The organism is Bradyrhizobium sacchari (genome assembly GCF_002068095.1).
GTDB lineage: Bacteria > Pseudomonadota > Alphaproteobacteria > Rhizobiales > Xanthobacteraceae > Bradyrhizobium > Bradyrhizobium sacchari.
The window spans coordinates 889,534-905,654 of sequence record NZ_LWIG01000001.1; the positions used below are offsets into that span (position 1 = coordinate 889,534).

General features: G+C 66.4%; 11 protein-coding genes and 1 riboswitch. Of the genes, 3 read left to right on the plus strand and 8 right to left on the minus strand.

Features of this window, described 5'->3' with window-relative positions; all coding sequences use genetic code 11:
- The first annotated feature begins 4 nt into the window (after positions 1-4).
- Positions 5-1,390, plus strand: a complete 1,386-nt coding sequence (locus A5906_RS04115) for an MFS transporter (protein ID WP_080133916.1) — start codon at positions 5-7, stop codon at positions 1,388-1,390.
- 154 nt (positions 1,391-1,544) lie between these two features.
- Here the strand turns inward: A5906_RS04115 and purH are convergent, their stop codons facing one another.
- From purH to A5906_RS04130, 3 genes are all read right to left on the minus strand, one after another.
- On the minus strand, positions 1,545-3,137 hold the full coding sequence (gene purH, locus A5906_RS04120) for a bifunctional phosphoribosylaminoimidazolecarboxamide formyltransferase/IMP cyclohydrolase (protein WP_080133917.1): 1,593 nt from the start codon (positions 3,135-3,137) through the stop codon (positions 1,545-1,547).
- Positions 3,138-3,161: 24 nt separating this feature from the next.
- A riboswitch (ZMP/ZTP riboswitch) is annotated at positions 3,162-3,243 on the minus strand.
- Positions 3,244-3,302: 59 nt separating this feature from the next.
- A complete protein-coding gene (locus A5906_RS04125; RefSeq protein ID WP_080133918.1) occupies positions 3,303-5,021 on the minus strand; it encodes a heparinase II/III family protein in 1,719 nt (572 codons plus the stop codon).
- Positions 5,022-5,179: 158 nt separating this feature from the next.
- Positions 5,180-6,526, minus strand: a complete 1,347-nt coding sequence (locus A5906_RS04130) for an RsmB/NOP family class I SAM-dependent RNA methyltransferase (protein ID WP_080133919.1) — start codon at positions 6,524-6,526, stop codon at positions 5,180-5,182.
- Between the two features lie 189 nt (positions 6,527-6,715).
- Here A5906_RS04130 and A5906_RS04135 point away from each other — a divergent pair, with 189 nt between their 5' ends.
- Positions 6,716-6,913, plus strand: a complete 198-nt coding sequence (locus A5906_RS04135) for a DUF1674 domain-containing protein (RefSeq protein WP_080133920.1) — start codon at positions 6,716-6,718, stop codon at positions 6,911-6,913.
- A 71-nt stretch (positions 6,914-6,984) separates the two neighbouring features.
- Here A5906_RS04135 and cysN read toward each other — a convergent pair whose 3' ends face one another.
- The 4 genes from cysN to A5906_RS04155 form a co-directional block, all read right to left on the minus strand.
- Positions 6,985-8,880, minus strand: coding sequence for a sulfate adenylyltransferase subunit CysN (cysN, locus tag A5906_RS04140; protein ID WP_080133921.1), 1,896 nt, complete (start codon positions 8,878-8,880; stop codon positions 6,985-6,987).
- Complete coding sequence (cysD, locus tag A5906_RS04145; RefSeq protein ID WP_136614959.1) at positions 8,880-9,830, minus strand: sulfate adenylyltransferase subunit CysD; 951 nt, start codon at positions 9,828-9,830, stop codon at positions 8,880-8,882. Before cysD ends, cysN begins: the two co-directional genes overlap by 1 nt.
- A 20-nt stretch (positions 9,831-9,850) precedes the next feature.
- On the minus strand, positions 9,851-12,322 hold the full coding sequence (locus tag A5906_RS46100) for an FAD/NAD(P)-binding protein (RefSeq protein ID WP_080133923.1): 2,472 nt from the start codon (positions 12,320-12,322) through the stop codon (positions 9,851-9,853).
- A 133-nt stretch (positions 12,323-12,455) separates the two neighbouring features.
- Positions 12,456-14,486 (minus strand): methyl-accepting chemotaxis protein, encoded by a 2,031-nt coding sequence (locus tag A5906_RS04155; protein ID WP_080133924.1) that lies wholly within the window; start codon positions 14,484-14,486, stop codon positions 12,456-12,458.
- A 330-nt stretch (positions 14,487-14,816) separates the two neighbouring features.
- Here A5906_RS04155 and A5906_RS04160 point away from each other — a divergent pair, with 330 nt between their 5' ends.
- Positions 14,817-15,407 carry a thermonuclease family protein gene (locus A5906_RS04160; protein ID WP_080133925.1) on the plus strand — a complete coding sequence of 197 codons (591 nt, stop codon included), beginning with the start codon at positions 14,817-14,819 and terminating at the stop codon, positions 15,405-15,407.
- Positions 15,408-15,459: 52 nt separating this feature from the next.
- Here A5906_RS04160 and A5906_RS04165 read toward each other — a convergent pair whose 3' ends face one another.
- The gene (locus A5906_RS04165; RefSeq protein WP_080134070.1) at positions 15,460-15,975 is read right to left on the minus strand and encodes a L,D-transpeptidase; all 516 of its coding nucleotides are present in this window, start codon (positions 15,973-15,975) and stop codon (positions 15,460-15,462) included.
- Positions 15,976-16,121: the final 146 nt, after the last annotated feature.

A 16,121-nucleotide genomic window follows, 5' to 3' on the forward strand; every position in this document is an offset into this window, starting at 1 on the left:
CGGAATGACGACGATCGCCCCCGATGTGCGCATGGCCGGCGTGCAACGGACCTATCCGCCGCGCGCGGCTGTCGTCAGCTGGATCTTCTTCGATTGGGCCGCGCAGCCTTATTTCACGTTGATCACGACCTTCGTGTTCGCGCCCTATTTCGCCACCAGCGTTGCGCCGAATCCTGCCACGGGCCAATCACTGTGGGGCTTTGCGATGGCGGCGGCGGGTCTCGCCATCGCGCTGCTGTCGCCGGTGCTCGGGGCCATCGCGGATGCGTCCGGGCGCAGGAAGCCCTGGATCGCAGGGTTCGGCACCTTGCTGGTGCTGGCGTCCTGCGCGCTGTGGATCGGCAAGCCCGGCGATCCCACGGTCATTCCGCCGCTGCTCACGGCGGTCGCGCTCGCCAGTGTCGGCGCCGAATTCGCCACCGTCTTCAACAACGCGATGATGCCGACCCTGGTGCCGCCGGAGCGGATCGGCCGGCTCTCCGGCACCGGCTGGGCCACAGGTTACATCGGCGGCATCGTCAGCCTGATCCTCGTGCTCGGCTTCCTCGCCGCCAATCCCGAGACCGGGCGCACGCTGCTCGGATTTGCGCCGCTGTTCGGGCTCGATCCCGCCACACACCAGGGCGATCGCGCCGCCGGGCCGCTGACCGGGCTTTGGTTCATCGTTTTCGTGACGCCGCTATTCCTGTTTACGCCGGACTACCCGGCGAAGCTCCCGGTGCGCGAGGCCTTGCGCGAAGGCCTTGCCGAGTTGAAGCAGTCGATCAGAAGCTTGCCACAGCAGAAGTCGCTCGCGGCGTTCCTGCTCGCCAACATGATCTACACCGACGGCCTGGTGTCGCTGTTCGCGTTCGGCGGCATCTATGCCGCCGGCACGTTCGGCTGGCACACCATCCAGATCGGCAGCTTCGGCATCATGCTCGCCGTTGCCGGTACGTTCGGCGCATGGCTCGGCGGCAAGCTCGATGATCGCATCGGGCCGAAGCGCGTCATCGCCGGCAGCCTGCTGGTCCTGCTGCTGTCGGTGGCGGCGATCCTCCTGGTCGACAAGGACAGCGTGTTGTTCGTCGCCGTGGCGCCCCCGCAAGCCGGCGCACCCTTGTTCTCGAGCGCGGCCGAACGCGCCTACCTGGTGTTGGGTTGTCTCATCGGTGCCGCCGGTGGCCCGCTGCAGGCCGCCTCACGCACGCTGCTGATCCGCCTCGCGCCAAAGGACCGCATCGCGCAGTATTTCGGCCTGTTCGCGCTGACCGGGAAGGTGACGTCCTTCATCGGTCCGCTGCTGATCGGCATGATCACGGCCGCGACCGCGAGCCAGAAGGCCGGCATGGCCGTGCTGGTGGTGTTCTTCGTCGCGGGGCTGGGGCTATTGATGCGGGTACGGGATTAGGCGCACGACGCGATCTCACCCCGTCGTTGCGAGGAGCGAAGCGACGAAGCAATCCAGACTTCCTCGGCGGAAAGATTCCGGATTGCTTCGCTGCGCTCGCAATGACGAGGTCGACAGGATCGTCGTGGCTCTTGCGGCCAGCTCTGCCGTCGGCTTAATGCCTGAAGTGCCGCGTCCCCGTGAACACCATGGCGATGCCGTGCTCGTCGGCGGCCTTGATCACCTCGTCGTCGCGCATGGAGCCGCCGGGCTGCACCACGGCGGTGGCGCCGGCTTCGATGCAGGCGAGCATGCCGTCGGCGAACGGGAAGAACGCATCGGATGCCACGACCGAGCCCTTGGTGAGCGGCTCGGCGAGCTTCAGCTCATTGGCCGCATCCTGCGCCTTGCGCGCCGCGATCCGCGCTGAATCCACCCGGCTCATCTGGCCAGCGCCGATGCCGACGGTGGCAAGATCCTTGGCGTAGATGATCGTGTTGGACTTGACGTGTTTTGCGACCCGGAACGCGAACTTGAGGTCGCGCATCTCCGCGTCCGTCGGTGCGCGCTTGGTGACGACTTTGAAGGTCATGTCATCGACCACGGCGTTGTCGCGGCTCTGCACGAGCAGGCCGCCGGCCACCGTCTTGGCGGTGAGGCCCGGCGCACGAGGATCGGGAAGGCTGCCGGCGAGCAGCAGGCGCAGGTTTTTCCTTCCGCCGATGATGGCTATCGCCTCCTCGCTGGCGTCGGGTGCGATGATCACCTCGGTGAAGATCTTGGTGATCTCGCGCGCGGTGTCGGCGTCGAGCGCGCGGTTCATCGCGATGATGCCGCCGAAGGCCGAGGTGGAATCGCAGGCCAGCGCCTTGCGGTAGGCGTCGACGAGGTTCGCGCCTTCGGCGACGCCGCAAGGGTTGGCGTGCTTGACGATGACACAGGCGGCGGTGCGCTTGGCGTCGAACTCGCCGATGCATTCATAGGCCGCATCGGTGTCGTTGATGTTGTTGTAGGAGAGCTCCTTGCCCTGGAGCTGTCGCGCGGTCGAGACGCCGGGGCGCTTGTCCGGCGTGGCATAGAACGCCGCGGTCTGGTGCGGGTTCTCGCCATAGCGCAGGGATTGGATCAGTCTGCCGCCGAAGGCGCGGAAGTCGGGCGCGTCGATCTCGAGCTGCCGGTTGAACCAGTTCGAGATCGCGGCGTCATAGGCCGCGGTACGCGCATAGGCCTTTGCGGCCAGGCGCCGGCGCAGCTTCAGCGTGGTCGCGCCCTTGTTGGCGGCGAGCTCGTCGAGCACGGCCTTGTAGTCCTCGGCCTCGACCACCACGGCGACGTCGTCATGGTTCTTGGCGGCGGCGCGGATCATCGCGGGGCCGCCGATGTCGATGTTCTCGATGCAATCCTCGAAGCCCGCGCCTTTGTCGACGGTCGCCTCGAACGGATAGAGATTGACGACGAGCAGGTCGATCGGCGCGATGCCGTGCGCCTTCATCGCCTCGGCGTGTTCCTTGTTGTCGCGGATCGCGAGCAGGCCGCCATGCACCTTCGGATGCAGCGTCTTGACGCGTCCGTCCATCATCTCGGGGAAGCCGGTGAGGTCGGAGACGTCCTTCACCTTGAGGCCGGCGGCGGCGATCGCCTTGGCAGTGCCGCCGGTCGAGACCAGCTCGACATCATGGGCGGCAAGCGCCTTGGCGAACTCGATCAGGCCGGTCTTGTCGGAGACGGAGAGAAGGGCGCGGGTCACGCGGCGGGGATGGTCAGTCATGAGCAAGATCCTCTGCTACGGGAGTGTCTATGCCCAGGCGCGCGGCGTCTATGTCCCGCGCTTCCCGATGGTGCTCCATCCAAGGTCGCCAGTCGCGCGAGCGAGGGCTCGATAGCAGCTTTCAGCCGTTTTCACAACGACGAGATGGGGCCGAAGCGAGCGCGTCTATAGCGGAAGTTCCGGCTCGCGCCGGGCGTTGCGGCGGGCATTGGTGACCGCAGGCGACGCCGTGGAGCGGATGAAGCTCCAGCGGATCGAGGGCGCCTGCCGCGCGTCCTGCCGGATCACGATCTGGGCGGTGCGGCGCGGGCCGTCATTGCCGGCCAGGAACACGCTGTCCTCTAGGTCGACCTTGTCGTCCAGGGCTTCAAAGGTCCAGACGTCGCGGTTCGGCAATACCAGCATCACGCCGCGGGCATCCGACAGCCGGCTCGCCTTCACGGCCGGATGCAGATGGAAGCGCAGCGCGAAATCGGCATCCGCGCCCTTGAAGCGTCCGCCCTGCGGCGGCGACAGCGTGTCCTCGCCGTCGATGCGCGCGCCGTCATTGGCAATCATCAGCACGCGGCGATGGATCGCGCCGAATTTACTGAGATAGCCGTCATGCGAGGTCGTGAGCAGCGTGCCGTTCTGCACGACCTCGCGATAGCTTTCGACCTCGACCGGGCCGCTGGTGACGGGCGAGCCGTGCAACAGCCGCTTCATCGCCGACATCTCGACGAACTGGCATGACGAGGCCTCGTGATAGGTCAGCGTCGAATGCGCCGCGGTGCTGCGCGCGAACGGCCGCCAATTGTCGCGGCCCGTGGTCGGCATGCCGCAATTGGTGACGATCCGGCTGATGCCGGAAGACAGTTCGAACGACAGGCAGCCGGCATGGGCGTCGTGGCTGACGCCGGCCGGCGGCGGCGGGCCGGTATCGATGATCAGCGTGGTCTGGCCGGCATCGAGGCGCTGGAAGCCGGTATGCGGCATGTTCGCCATCGGCGCGCCGTGGGTGTCGTCATAGGCGAGCAGCGTCGCGAGCAGGTCGGACGGCGTCGCGCTCATGCCGTTGAACAGCGCAAAATTGCCGTCGCCGTGGCGGAAGAAACGCAGCATCGGCATCATGCGGTCGATCGCGTTGAGCAGTGCCGGCGGCGGCGCGATGTTGCGCGCGGCGAAGGTCTGGCGCAGCGGCAACAGGTCGATCAGCAATTCGATCAGCGCGCCGGGGTTGCGGGAGATGTGGCCGCCGTCGGGCAGGATCTGCCGCTGCAATTCGTCCGACAGCTTTTTCGACGCACTGCGGATATGCCGCGCCTGGTTGGCGAGGCAGAGTGTCGTGTAGCACAGCGCGATCAGCACCTGCAGCTTCGGCACCCCGTCGGGGATGTTCACCATGGTGTAGCGCAGGAAGCGGATCTCGCGCGCGAGCGCGCGGAGGTAACGGCGATAGAACTTGTTGTCGGTGTCGTTGAGCACCAGGGGTGCCTGCGACAGCAGCGAGATCACGCGCCGCGCCAGCACGTCGGCGCGCCGCGCGACGGGGCGGCGCTTGTTGGCGGGGTTGGCGATCCAGTCTTCGACCAGCGCGCGCGCATTGGCCCGTGTCAGCGCGGTGTCGGCGGCGCGCAAATGGCGCAGCCAGCCGAAGCCGAGCAGCGCGACCTCCCAATCCTCCGACGGCGGCTCGAGATCGAAGATCGAGCGGCCGTGGCAATTGACGATCTTGCCGGCGAAGACGAAGCGGCCGGCATAGATCTCAGCGGCGCGGGTCGCATCGGCCGTGCGCAGATCATGCGGCGCGATGATCAGCCGGTCGGTGCGGCCGGGCCAGACCCGAGACAGCGCAACCGAACCGCCGCTCGCGCGTGCGAGCATGTTCCGCGCGAAGCGGTTCATGACCAGCGTCGAGATACGTCTGCGTTGAGCGACCGACACGCCTTGCCTTGAAGGGGGAGAGAGGATTCCGACGAATCCTTATTAATCCCAAAATCGGCTTCCTGACACCACCCTGAACGGCGCGAATCAGCGTCGGGATTGCAAAAACCAGTGCAAAATCAGGATTTAACGAGCCGGCTTGCGAAGAATCCGTCGAGCCCGCCGAGCTTGGGATCGGCGTTCGGCAGATGGCTGGGCAGGGTGCGCAGGTCGCCATCGGCGGTGATGATTTCAGCAAGGCCCGCGACCTCCGGCGGCTCGATCGGGACGCGGCGAAGTGCGGGCTCCGCGGCCAGCAGCGTTGCGATGGCCTGCTCGCCCTCCTCGGGTTCCAGCGAACAGGTGCAGTAGACCAGCGTGCCGCCCGGCCTGAGCAGCGAGACGGATTTCTTCAGCAGCCGCTGCTGGAGCGCGGCCAGCGCGGCGATGTCGGAGTCCTGACGGAGCCAGGCGACATCGGGATGACGGCGGATCGTGCCGGTCGAGGTGCAGGGCGCGTCGATCAGGATGCCGTCAAAACCTTCGGCAGGGCCGGCCCACTCCACGGCGTCGGCGACGACGGTCTCGGCCTGGAGCGACAGCCGTGCCAGATTCTCGCGCAGCCGGGCCACACGGGCGGGCGAGCGGTCGATCGCCGTGACCTGCGCGCCGGCGTGGGCCAGTTGCGCGGTCTTGCCGCCGGGCGCGGCGCAGAGATCGGCAATGGACTTGCCCTTGACGTCGCCGAACAGCCGGGCCGGCAATGCGGCAGCGGCGTCCTGCACCCACCATTGTCCTTCGGCGAAGCCGGGCAGCATGGTCACCGAGCCGTGCAGCAGCATCCGCACCGTTCCGGTCGGCAGCGTCTCGCCATGCAGGCGGCTCGCCCATTGTGCGGCATCAGACTTCACGGTGAGGTCGAGCGACGGTTCATGGCCGAGCGCCAGCGCCATGTCCCGCGCGGCCTTCTCGCCATAATGCGCGCTCCAGCGCGCCAGCAGCCAGGGCGGCAGGTCCAGCGATTGCGTGGCGACCTCGTCGACCAGCGTCTTGCCCTCGCGCGCGCAGCGGCGCAGCACGGCGTTGACGAGGCCCGCATAGCGGGCCGCGCGCCGGTCGGATTGCACGAGGCGGACGGAGAGATCGACGGCCGCGTGATCGGGCACGTCCATCCAGAGAATCTGGGCGGCGCCGATCAGCAGCGCGCTCTGCGCGCGCGGCGCGTCGGAAGGAATGCCCTTGTCGAGCAGGCGGGACAGCACATGGCCGAGCGTGCCGAGCCGGCGCAGCACGGTTGCAACCAGGCGGCGCATCAGCGCGCGGTCGCGGTCGGCCAGCGTCTTCAATCCGGGATGGGCACCACCGCCGTCGAGCTGGTCGTCGAGCGTGCGGTGCTTGTGCAGCACGCCGTCGACGATATCGGCGGCAATCCGCCGTGCCGCAAGACCAGGCACTTCGGACGGAGGGGCGAAACGTTGAGATGGCATGCGGGAGCAAGGTTCTGAGCGAGCGGCAGTTCCGCCGCTATGGGCGCATGCCTAGAGAACTCAATCTGTGGCACGCGAATATGCCAAATGTAAGAATCGCTTCCGGTTTTTTCAGCCCTGCGGGCCTGATTTCAGGAATGCGTTATTGGACGTCGCCTCACGGCGCGTCCTGGGCTAGAAAGCCCGACGATGAGTGACCAGCCTCCCATTCCCGATCGCAAGCCGCTGTCGCCGGCCGCCCAGCGCGCGCTGGCCGAGGCCGAGGCGCGCCGTCAGGCCGCGGCCGCGGAGGCCAAAGCGCGGCCGAAGGAGCTTCAGGGACCGAAGGGACCCGAGCCCACCCGCTACGGCGATTGGGAAACCAAAGGCATCGCCTCCGACTTCTGAGCTCTCGATCTTTCCTAGCCTCTCCCTCAAGCGGAAGAGAGGGAGCACAGCTATGTCGTGGCGATAGTCGGCTAGAGGTAATTGTGCTCCCGCAAGTAGCGGATGATGTGCTCGCAGGCCGCTTCGCTGGACAGTTCAGATGTATCGATCGTGATCTCCGGCGCCTGCGGCGCCTCGTAGGGCTGGTCGATGCCGGTGAACGCCGGCAGCTCGCCGGCCCGGGCCTTGCGATAGAGCCCCTTGGGATCGCGACGTTCGCATTCGGCGAGCGGGGTCGCGACATGGATCTCGATGAACTCGCCGGCCTCGACCCGCAGGCGCGCCAGCTCGCGCTCGCTGCGGAACGGTGAGATCAGCGCGACCAGCGCGATCATGCCGGCCTCGACGAACAGGGCCGCGATCTCGGCGACGCGCCGGACGTTCTCCGTCCGCTCTGCGCTGGAAAAACCGAGGTCGCGGTTGATGCCGTGGCGGAGATTGTCGCCGTCGAGCAGCGCGGCATGGCGTCCGAGCTCGGCGAGCCGCCGGTCGACATGATCGGCCAGCGTCGACTTGCCGGCGCCGCTGAGCCCGGTGAACCAGAGCACGCAGGGCCGTTGCTGCTTGAGCTGCGCGCGCACCGATTTGTCGACAGCGAGGCGTTGCCAGTGAATGTTGGCGGAGCCGCGCAGCGACGAGCCGATCATTCCCGCCGCAGCGCTGCGATGGCTGATCGGATCGACGAGGATGAAGCTGCCCATGTCGCGGTCGTCGCGATAGGCTTCGAACACCAGCGGGCGGTCGAGATTGAGATGGACGTAGCCGATCTGGTTGACCTCGAGCGTGGTGGCGCTTTCCTGCGCCATGGTGTCGATGGCGATCCGGTGCTTGAGCGTCGTGATCACCGCGCCGGTCGAGGCCGTGCCGCATTTGAGCACATAGCGCCGGCCCGCGACCATGGCCTCATCATCGAACCAGACGAGATGCGCTGCGAATTGATCCGAGACCAGCGGCGTGGGTCCGGCGGCCAGCACGTCGCCGCGGCTGACGTCGATCTCGTCGGCCAGCGTGAGCGTCACCGATTCGCCCGCCTTGGCCCGATCGCGCTCGCCGGCGGGGGTGAGAATACGCACAACGCGGGTGCGAAGGCCTGACGGCTGCACGGTGACCGTCTCTCCGGTCGCGATCGTTCCGCTCGCGATCCGTCCGCAGAAACCGCGAAAATCCGCATGCGGCCGGTTGACCCATTGCACCGGCAGCCGGAACGGCCGCTGCGAGACATCGCCGGCAACGTCCACGGATTCCAGATAGGCCGTAACGGTCGGCCCTGCGTACCAGGGCATGCGCGTGCTCGCGGCGACGATATTGTCGCCGTCAGGCGCCACCACCGGAATGCACTGGACCCGGGAGATGCCGAGCTGTCCGGCCAGGGTCAGATATTCGGCGGTGATGGACGCGAAGCGGTCGCCGTCGAAGCCGATCAAATCCATCTTGTTCACGGCGAGCACGACATGACGGATGCCGAGCAGCGACAGGATGTGGCTGTGGCGGCGGGTCTGCGTGATCACGCCCTTGCGGGCGTCGACCAGCACCACGGCGAGATCGGCGTTGGAGGCGCCGGTCGCCATGTTGCGCGTGTACTGCGCGTGCCCCGGCGTGTCGGCGACGATGAAGCGGCGCAGCTTCGTGGCGAAGAACCGGTAGGCGACGTCGATGGTGATGCCCTGCTCGCGCTCGGCCTGCAGGCCGTCGACGAGGAGCGCGAAATCGAGATCGCCGCCGGTGGTGCCGGCGGTCTTGCTCTCGGAGGCGAGCGCGTCGAGCTGGTCGTCGAGCAATGTCTTGGAATCGTAGAGCAGGCGGCCCACCAGCGTGCTTTTGCCGTCATCGACGCTGCCGCAGGTGACGAAACGCAGCGTCGGTCTGTCGTCCTGGTCCAGCCGCGGCGCGTCGGGGGCGGCGATCGTGGGGGCCTCGTGATAGGACATCAGAAATATCCTTCCGCCTTCTTGCGTTCCATCGACGCGGGACTGTCCCGGTCGATCATGCGTCCTTGCCGTTCGGAGGTGCGCGAGGCCATCATCTCCGACACAATCTCCGGCAGGGTCGCCGCCGTCGAGATCGTCGCGCCGCTGAGGGGATAGCAGCCGAGGGTGCGAAACCTGACGGAGCGCCATCGCGGCTCTTCGCCGGCACGCAGCGGCATTCGCTCGTCGTCCACCATGATCAGCGCGCCGTCGCGCTCGACCACGGGACGGCAAGCCGCCAGGTAGAGCGGAACGATCGGGATGTCCTCGAGCAGGATGTAGTCCCAGATGTCGAGCTCGGTCCAGTTCGAGAGTGGAAACACCCGCATGCTCTCGCCGGGTGCGAGCATCGTATTGTACAGGCTCCACAGCTCCGGCCGCTGGTTCTTCGGGTCCCAGCGATGCGCCGCGCTCCGATGCGAGAAGACGCGCTCCTTGGCGCGCGACTTCTCTTCGTCGCGCCGCGCCCCTCCGATTGCGGCGTCGAAGCTGTGGAGGTCCAGCGCCTGCCGCAGCGCCTGCGTCTTCATGACGTCGGTGTAGCGGGCCGAGCCGTGGGTGAAGGGGTCGATGCCCTGGCTCAATCCGTCCCTGTTGGTGTGGACGATCAGATCGAGGCCGAGCTCGCGTGCGCGCTGATCGCGAAACGCGATCATCTCGCGGAATTTCCATGTCGTGTCGACATGGAGCAGCGGGAACGGCGGCTTGCCGGGATGAAACGCCTTCATCGCCAGATGCAGCAGCACCGAGGAGTCCTTGCCGATGGAATAAAGCATCACCGGCTTGCGGAATTCGGCCGCGGTTTCGCGCAGGATATGGATGCTCTCCGCTTCCAGGCGCCGCAGATGGCTGGGGGCGTTGCGGGCCGCCGGGGCCTCATTGGGCGCGTTGCGCGCCGGCGACGGCTCCATGATCGAGACGATCTGTCCGGTCATGCGGCGGTACCCAGGCAATCGCCGAACAGGCGCGCGGCGGTGTCGGCGTCCAGCGAGAGGTCGCGAATGCAGGCGTCGACCGAGGCGCGGTAGATGTCGTCGATGCCGTAGCGTCCGATGACCTCGAGCTGCGCCTCGCTCAGCGACGCCGTCTTGCGGCTCCGGTACCGATAGGCGGTGTCCGATCCGTGCAGGCCGACCACGGTGTAGATCTTGGGCTCGTTGAGGAATGTGACGCCCGAACCCTTCGACTCGATCTGCCCGCGCTCCTTCCAATCGGTGACGGCGGTCTCGGTGAAGCGGGTGGCGAGGCCGAGCCGTTCGAACAGCTTTCGCACCGATCCGGTCGCGTCCTTGCTGGCTTCATAGACATAGTGCGTGACCGGAACGCCGTGCCGCCTTGCATAGCTCTCGACGCGCTGCGCGTTCAGCGTGGAGATCACGTAGTTCTGAATCAGGCGGTCCTCGGAGACGCGGTCCGACCATTTCTCCAGCCATGATGCGAGCGAGCTGGCGGGATCGCGGTCGAGCATGATCATGTGGAGCTTGTCGGCCGGCCAGCCGGCCTCGATCAGCGGCTGCAGCGGCAGGAACAGGCTCTCGGCCAGCACATAAGGTCCGGCCATCTCCTTGCTGAACACATGCGGCTGCTCCGCCGCGGCCGGCACCGCCCAGGGCTCGCCCGCATCTCCGACGAGCCGATGCCGCAGAACGCCCTTCACCGGTTGGAAGTAGGAGGGAATTCCGGCGACCCCGAACAGATTGGTGAGCGCGGTCGAGCCGACACGGCAGCGGCCCCACGCGCAGTAGAGCGTCGGGAAGTCTTCGGGAGCCCAGCGCCGGAACGCTTCGCCGAGGCAATCCCGCACCTCCCACATCAATTCGTCGAGCGCCGCCGGCCTGGTCTGGTACTTGCCGTCCGGTGCGAGCGCCATCGTGTCGAGCGCGGCGTGGTTGCGGCGCACGAGATCGGCGAGGCGGTCGGTGTCTTCGACTGACGTCGTGATGGTGTTCATCTGCTGACCTTTCGCGTTGAGGATCGAATCGGCCACGATCTGCGCGCGGCGCATGTTGATATCGACGGCGGCAGCATAGAAATGCGTGCCCTTGGTGGGGCCGCCGACCGCGTAGACGTTCGGATAGGGCGTGCCGTGGCGATCGTGGACACGGCCATCGTCGTAACTGCAGCGGATTCCGCCGAGCGGGTCGAACGCGATGAGCCCCTGTCGCTGCATGTCCTGATAGAGCGGGCTTGTGTCCGTCCGGTAGGACGGGCCTGTCGCGTCGATAACGTAATCGATGTCGTGACGATCACCGTCGCCCATGATTGCGCAAAACCGGCTGCCGGTGGCGGTCACGTCGCGCAGCCTGGCGCGGGTCGAGAGCCTGTCCGACCGCATCAGATCGCGGATCCGGATGGCGTTCTCCAGCGGCATCGCGGAACGGTTGCGAAGCCAGCCGGAATTGTAGACGTCCATGAACTGCGTCTTTTCGGCGTCGCTCATCCGCCGCCAGGCCTCGCACATCACGTCGATGATACTGACGAGGTAGGAATGGACGCTGGGCTCACCGGTCTCGGCTCGCGCGATGTTGTGCTCGAGATCGGTCAATGCGTCGCCATCGATGTTCCGGCAGGACAGATCGCAGCGAATCCCCGTGGTCTCCAGCAGCAGTTCAGACAGGCGGGAGGCAAAGGCGTCCGCTTCGATTCGCTCGCGGTCGGCCACGTAGCGATGCAGTGCGTCGCGAAAGTTGCTCGCGATCGCAGGAATCGTCGCCGTCTGCACGGTGGGAAACAGGCCGCTTCTTGAGAAGCAGGTCATCCTGACGGCTTGATGGGTCTTGGCCAGTGCCGCAGCGGTGTCGACCGCGCTGAGCCCGCTTCCGAGGATGCCAACCTCGATACTGTCGCGATCTTCGAAGGTGAATTGGGCGTAGGGATCGCGAATGTAGTCCGGGTGGCCGGCCAGACCGTAATGATCGTCGGGCGCTTTGTGACCGGTGCAGAGGATCAGCACGGACGAGATATGCGTGATGTTGCGGTCGGTCGTCAGCAGCACATCGCGGTCCGGCGAGAACCGCGCCCGCACCACCTCCGCCTGTTCGACATGAACGGGCACACCGGCGCTGCGGCATTGCGCCATCGCGGCCATCCGCGCCGAGTCGAGATAGTCCCGATAGACCATCCGCGGCAGATGCTTGTCGCCGTGGCAGGAGAGGCCGCGGGCCCGCAGCCAGCGCAGGAACTCCTCCGCGTCGCCCGGGCGGGTCGACATCGTCGAGGGCTTCATATTGAGCAGATGGCGGTCGCTCTGCGTGCGATAAGCAATTCCGCCGTCGAAGCCGGATTTGTCGAAGAGCTGAATTCCGCTGATTGTGACCTGGTGGCGCTTAGCCGCGATGAGCTCGGCCAGATGACGCAACACCGTGATGCCTGTCGCGCCACCGCCGACAATGCTGATGATCATCGCTCACTCCCCTGTTTTGACCCAGGCGCGAGCAGGCGCTCGGCGTGGGGGCCTCCCAAAGCCGTTGGTTGATCGACGCGTCAGAAAGTTGGGGTGCGGCCGGCCTCGGGTCGGCCGCAGGAGGCGCGGGGCGTCAGGCGGCCCGCACCGTGTCGAGGAATTTTGCGACCTCGTCCTTGAGGCGGCCGCTCTCGGTCGAGAGCGAGCGCGCGGATGCCAGAACCTGTGTCGAAGCCGAGCCGGTGGCGCTGGCGCCATGGCTGACTTGGGCGATCTTGTCTGCGACTTCGACCGTTCCCTTGGCGGCTTCACTGACGTTGCGTGCGATCTCGGCGGTCGCGGCGCCCTGCTCCTCGATGGTGGCCGCAATGGTCGTCGAGATGTCCGAAATCCTGGAGATCGTCGAGCCGATCTCCTTGATCGCGCCGACGGAATCTTCCGTGGCCGTCTGCATGCCGGCGATCTGCGCGCCGATCTCCTCGGTCGCCCGCGCGGTCTGGGCCGCGAGTGCCTTGACCTCGCTCGCCACCACGGCGAAGCCGCGGCCGGATTCGCCGGCGCGGGCCGCTTCGATCGTGGCGTTCAGCGCCAGCAGATTGGTCTGTTCTGCAATCGCGGTGATCAGCTTGACGACGTCGCCGATGCGGCCCGCGGCCTTGAGCAGTTCGTTGATGCGGGCGTCGGTCCGCTTCGCCTGCATCACGGCTTCGCCGGCGATACGGCTCGAATCGTGGACCTGGCGGCCGATTTCGACCACCGACGCGCTCATCTCCTCGGCGGCAGACGCCACGGCGCCGACGTTGGCAGATGCTTCCTCGGAGGCGGCGGCCACCATGCCGGAGAGCTGCTCGGTCTCCTCGGCGGTGCCGGACAGCGTGCCGGCGGCGGCTTCGAGCTGCTGGGAGGCGGCCGAAACCGAGTTGATGATGCCGCCCACGGCCGCTTCGAACGCTCCAGCGAGCCTGACCATCTCCTGCTTGCGCCGGGCGGCGGCAGCCGCCTCCTGATCCTTCTGCTCGGCTTCCATCTGCCCAAGGCGGATCAGATTGTCCCTGAAGGTACGGGCCGCACGGGCATTGTCGCCGACTTCGTCACCGCGGGTGGTGTAGGGAATCTCGACGGCCTTGTTGCCCCCGGCGAGTTGCAGCAGCACGTCGCCGATGCGGCGGATCGGCCGGGCGATGCTCAGCACCGAAAACAGCGCCGAGCCAGCCAGGACCAGAATCACGAGGATACCGACGGCAAGGCTGACCTGGGTCGCCTGCTCTAGCGCATTCACGAGCTGGCTCTGGCGCAGGGTCACGAACTCGTTGTTGGCGGCAACCAGCTTGTCGACGCGCGTCGTGATTTCCTTGGCGGCCGGAACGATCCGCTCTTCGAACACGCGCGTCTTGGTTTCCTCGGCCCTCGCCGCTGCGGCAGTCGCCGCCTTGTAACGTCCCGCCAGCGTCGCCAGTGCGTCGATTCCGTCCGCGATCTCTTTGTCGGCGGCGGATTGACGCGCGTTCTTGAGCACGCGGATCATGGCGTCGGCACGTCCGGCGAGGCGATTCTTCTGCTCCCCGTCGCTGGTCGCCGTGAAATGCCAATTGGCCGCGCTGACCGCCTTGAACAAGGCGTCGGCTTCGCGCAGCTCGACCTCGATGTTGAGCCGGTTCTGCGATGCGGCCATGGCGGGCGAGGCCAGCAGTTTCTCGAGCGCCTTGTTCCAGGCCTCCTCGATCTGGCTTGCCGTGGCGAATTCGGCGACGGCGGTGGCGCGGGCCTCGGCGAGATCGTTGCCGGCCTTCAGAGAGGTGCCGAGCAGGATCTTCACCTCGCGACAGAGCTCTTTGGCTTCGGCACGCCTGGACCGCTCCAGTGCGGCGTCGATTTCGGTCGTGGCACTGGCGATGGAGCCGCGCAATGTTTCGAGATGTTTGGCGAGGCCGTCGGCGGAGGACGCAGATCCGATTTCCGCTATGGCGAGGCGTGCCCGGGTCACCGCGAGTTCGGCGCCCTGGGCGTTGGCCTTGTTCGCGGTGTTGATGACCACCAGCCGGCTCAGTTCGGCGATCTGTTCGTTGCGAATGAGCTGGTTGGCGAGCATGCCGCCGACCAGAAGAACCCCCGCACTCGCGGTCAGCCCCAGCTTTGTACCGATGCGAAACTTGAACGATGCCATGCTCAACCGCTCCCCACACGCAGACCGAGTACTCCTCCTTAATACTAAATAGCGCGTGAATATCAAACTCCGTACAACTACAGGAGGTATCGAACGGAGAGTGCTTGGAACAGCGCGCCACGCATAGGTACGGTTTCCCGATCCGGCGAGGCTATGAGGCGATGCCCGCCATCTGCGGCCCGCGAGGCATGCCTTGTCGGCCTCCCCGACTCAGTCCTAAAAGGCGATGGGATTGGGATGAATCATCATCGCGCTTAGGTTGTTGTTTACGCATGATCTTTGCGGAAAACCGCTTCGCACTTTTCCGGATCACGCTTTAGCGTGGGCCCGATGCGCTTTCAGGATCGCCCCAATGCCTATCGGCCGCGGTTCTTCGGCTCGCCGTTCGGCCGCCGCTTCTCCGGATTGTTGCCGTGGATGTTCGTGGTCGGCGTCGTCGCGGCGATCGTGCTCGCCTTCCGGCACGGAGCGGATTGGCCAGGTTCACATAGTGTCGACGGCCGGTCGCAGGACGCCGAGATCATCTTGCAGCAGTCCGGCAAGACCGATCTGCACCAGCCTGTCGACGTCATCCGCACCATCGATGGCGACACCTTCCTCGCGCGGGTGCATCAGCAGGGTGGCCGCGATCTCGTCGCGCGCGTTCGCCTGCGCGGCATCGATGCACCCGAGATGAAGGCGTCCTGTCAGGAAGAGTTGAACAAGGCTGAAGCTGCGACCGACGCGCTGCGCAGGCTGCTCGGCCAGGGCGGCGTCACGCTCACCAATCTCGGCGCCGACAAGTATGGGCGCGTCCTCGCCGATGTCGCAACCCGGCAAACCGCGAACGTTTCGGCGGCGCTGCTCGCCGGCGGTTACGTGCGGAGCTACAATGGCGGCCATCGCGACGGCTGGTGCGCACGGAGCTGGCGCTTCTGGTGACAAAAAAAGCCGCGTCCAACACGCGGCTTTTTCAATTCTCTCGTTCCGACGATCAGCGCGTCACGACCACCGTCGTGCCGACGGAGACGCGGCCGTAGAGATCGGTGATGTCGTCGTTGAGCATGCGGATGCAGCCATAGGAGACGAAACCGCCGACCGAGCCCGGCACGTTGGTGCCGTGGATGGCATATTCGCCGCCGGCCAGGGTCATCGCCGCAACGCCCATCGGGTTCCGCGGCGAGCCGCCGGGAATGACGTCGGGAAGCTGCGGCTTGTCGCGCTTCACCTCTGCGGGCGGCGACCAGGCCGGGTTGCGGTACTTGCCGTCGATGCGGGTGGTGCCGGCCCACTGCTTGCCGGACTTGCCGACGCCGACCGGGTAGCGCACGGCGTGGCCGGAATCGAGAATGAGGTAGAGTTTGCGCTCGTTGGTCTTCACCACGATGGTGCCCGGCGAATAGTCGCCCGGATGCGTGCCCACCAGCTCCGGCCGTGCCTCGGCTGCCGTCGACACCAAGACCCCTGCCCCGATGGTGGCGGCCAGCGCCGCCGCAATCCTCATCGACATCAATGCTTCCCTTCCGTTGCCCCGAACGGGTCGTCCAAATCTACGCAAAACCCGGCAATTGCCCGCTCGCCCACGCAGTATTAACCGCGCCCGTTAACCGGATGGTTTCCAGGCGCCGTCGGCAAGGGCCAGCCAGCAGGGGGAAC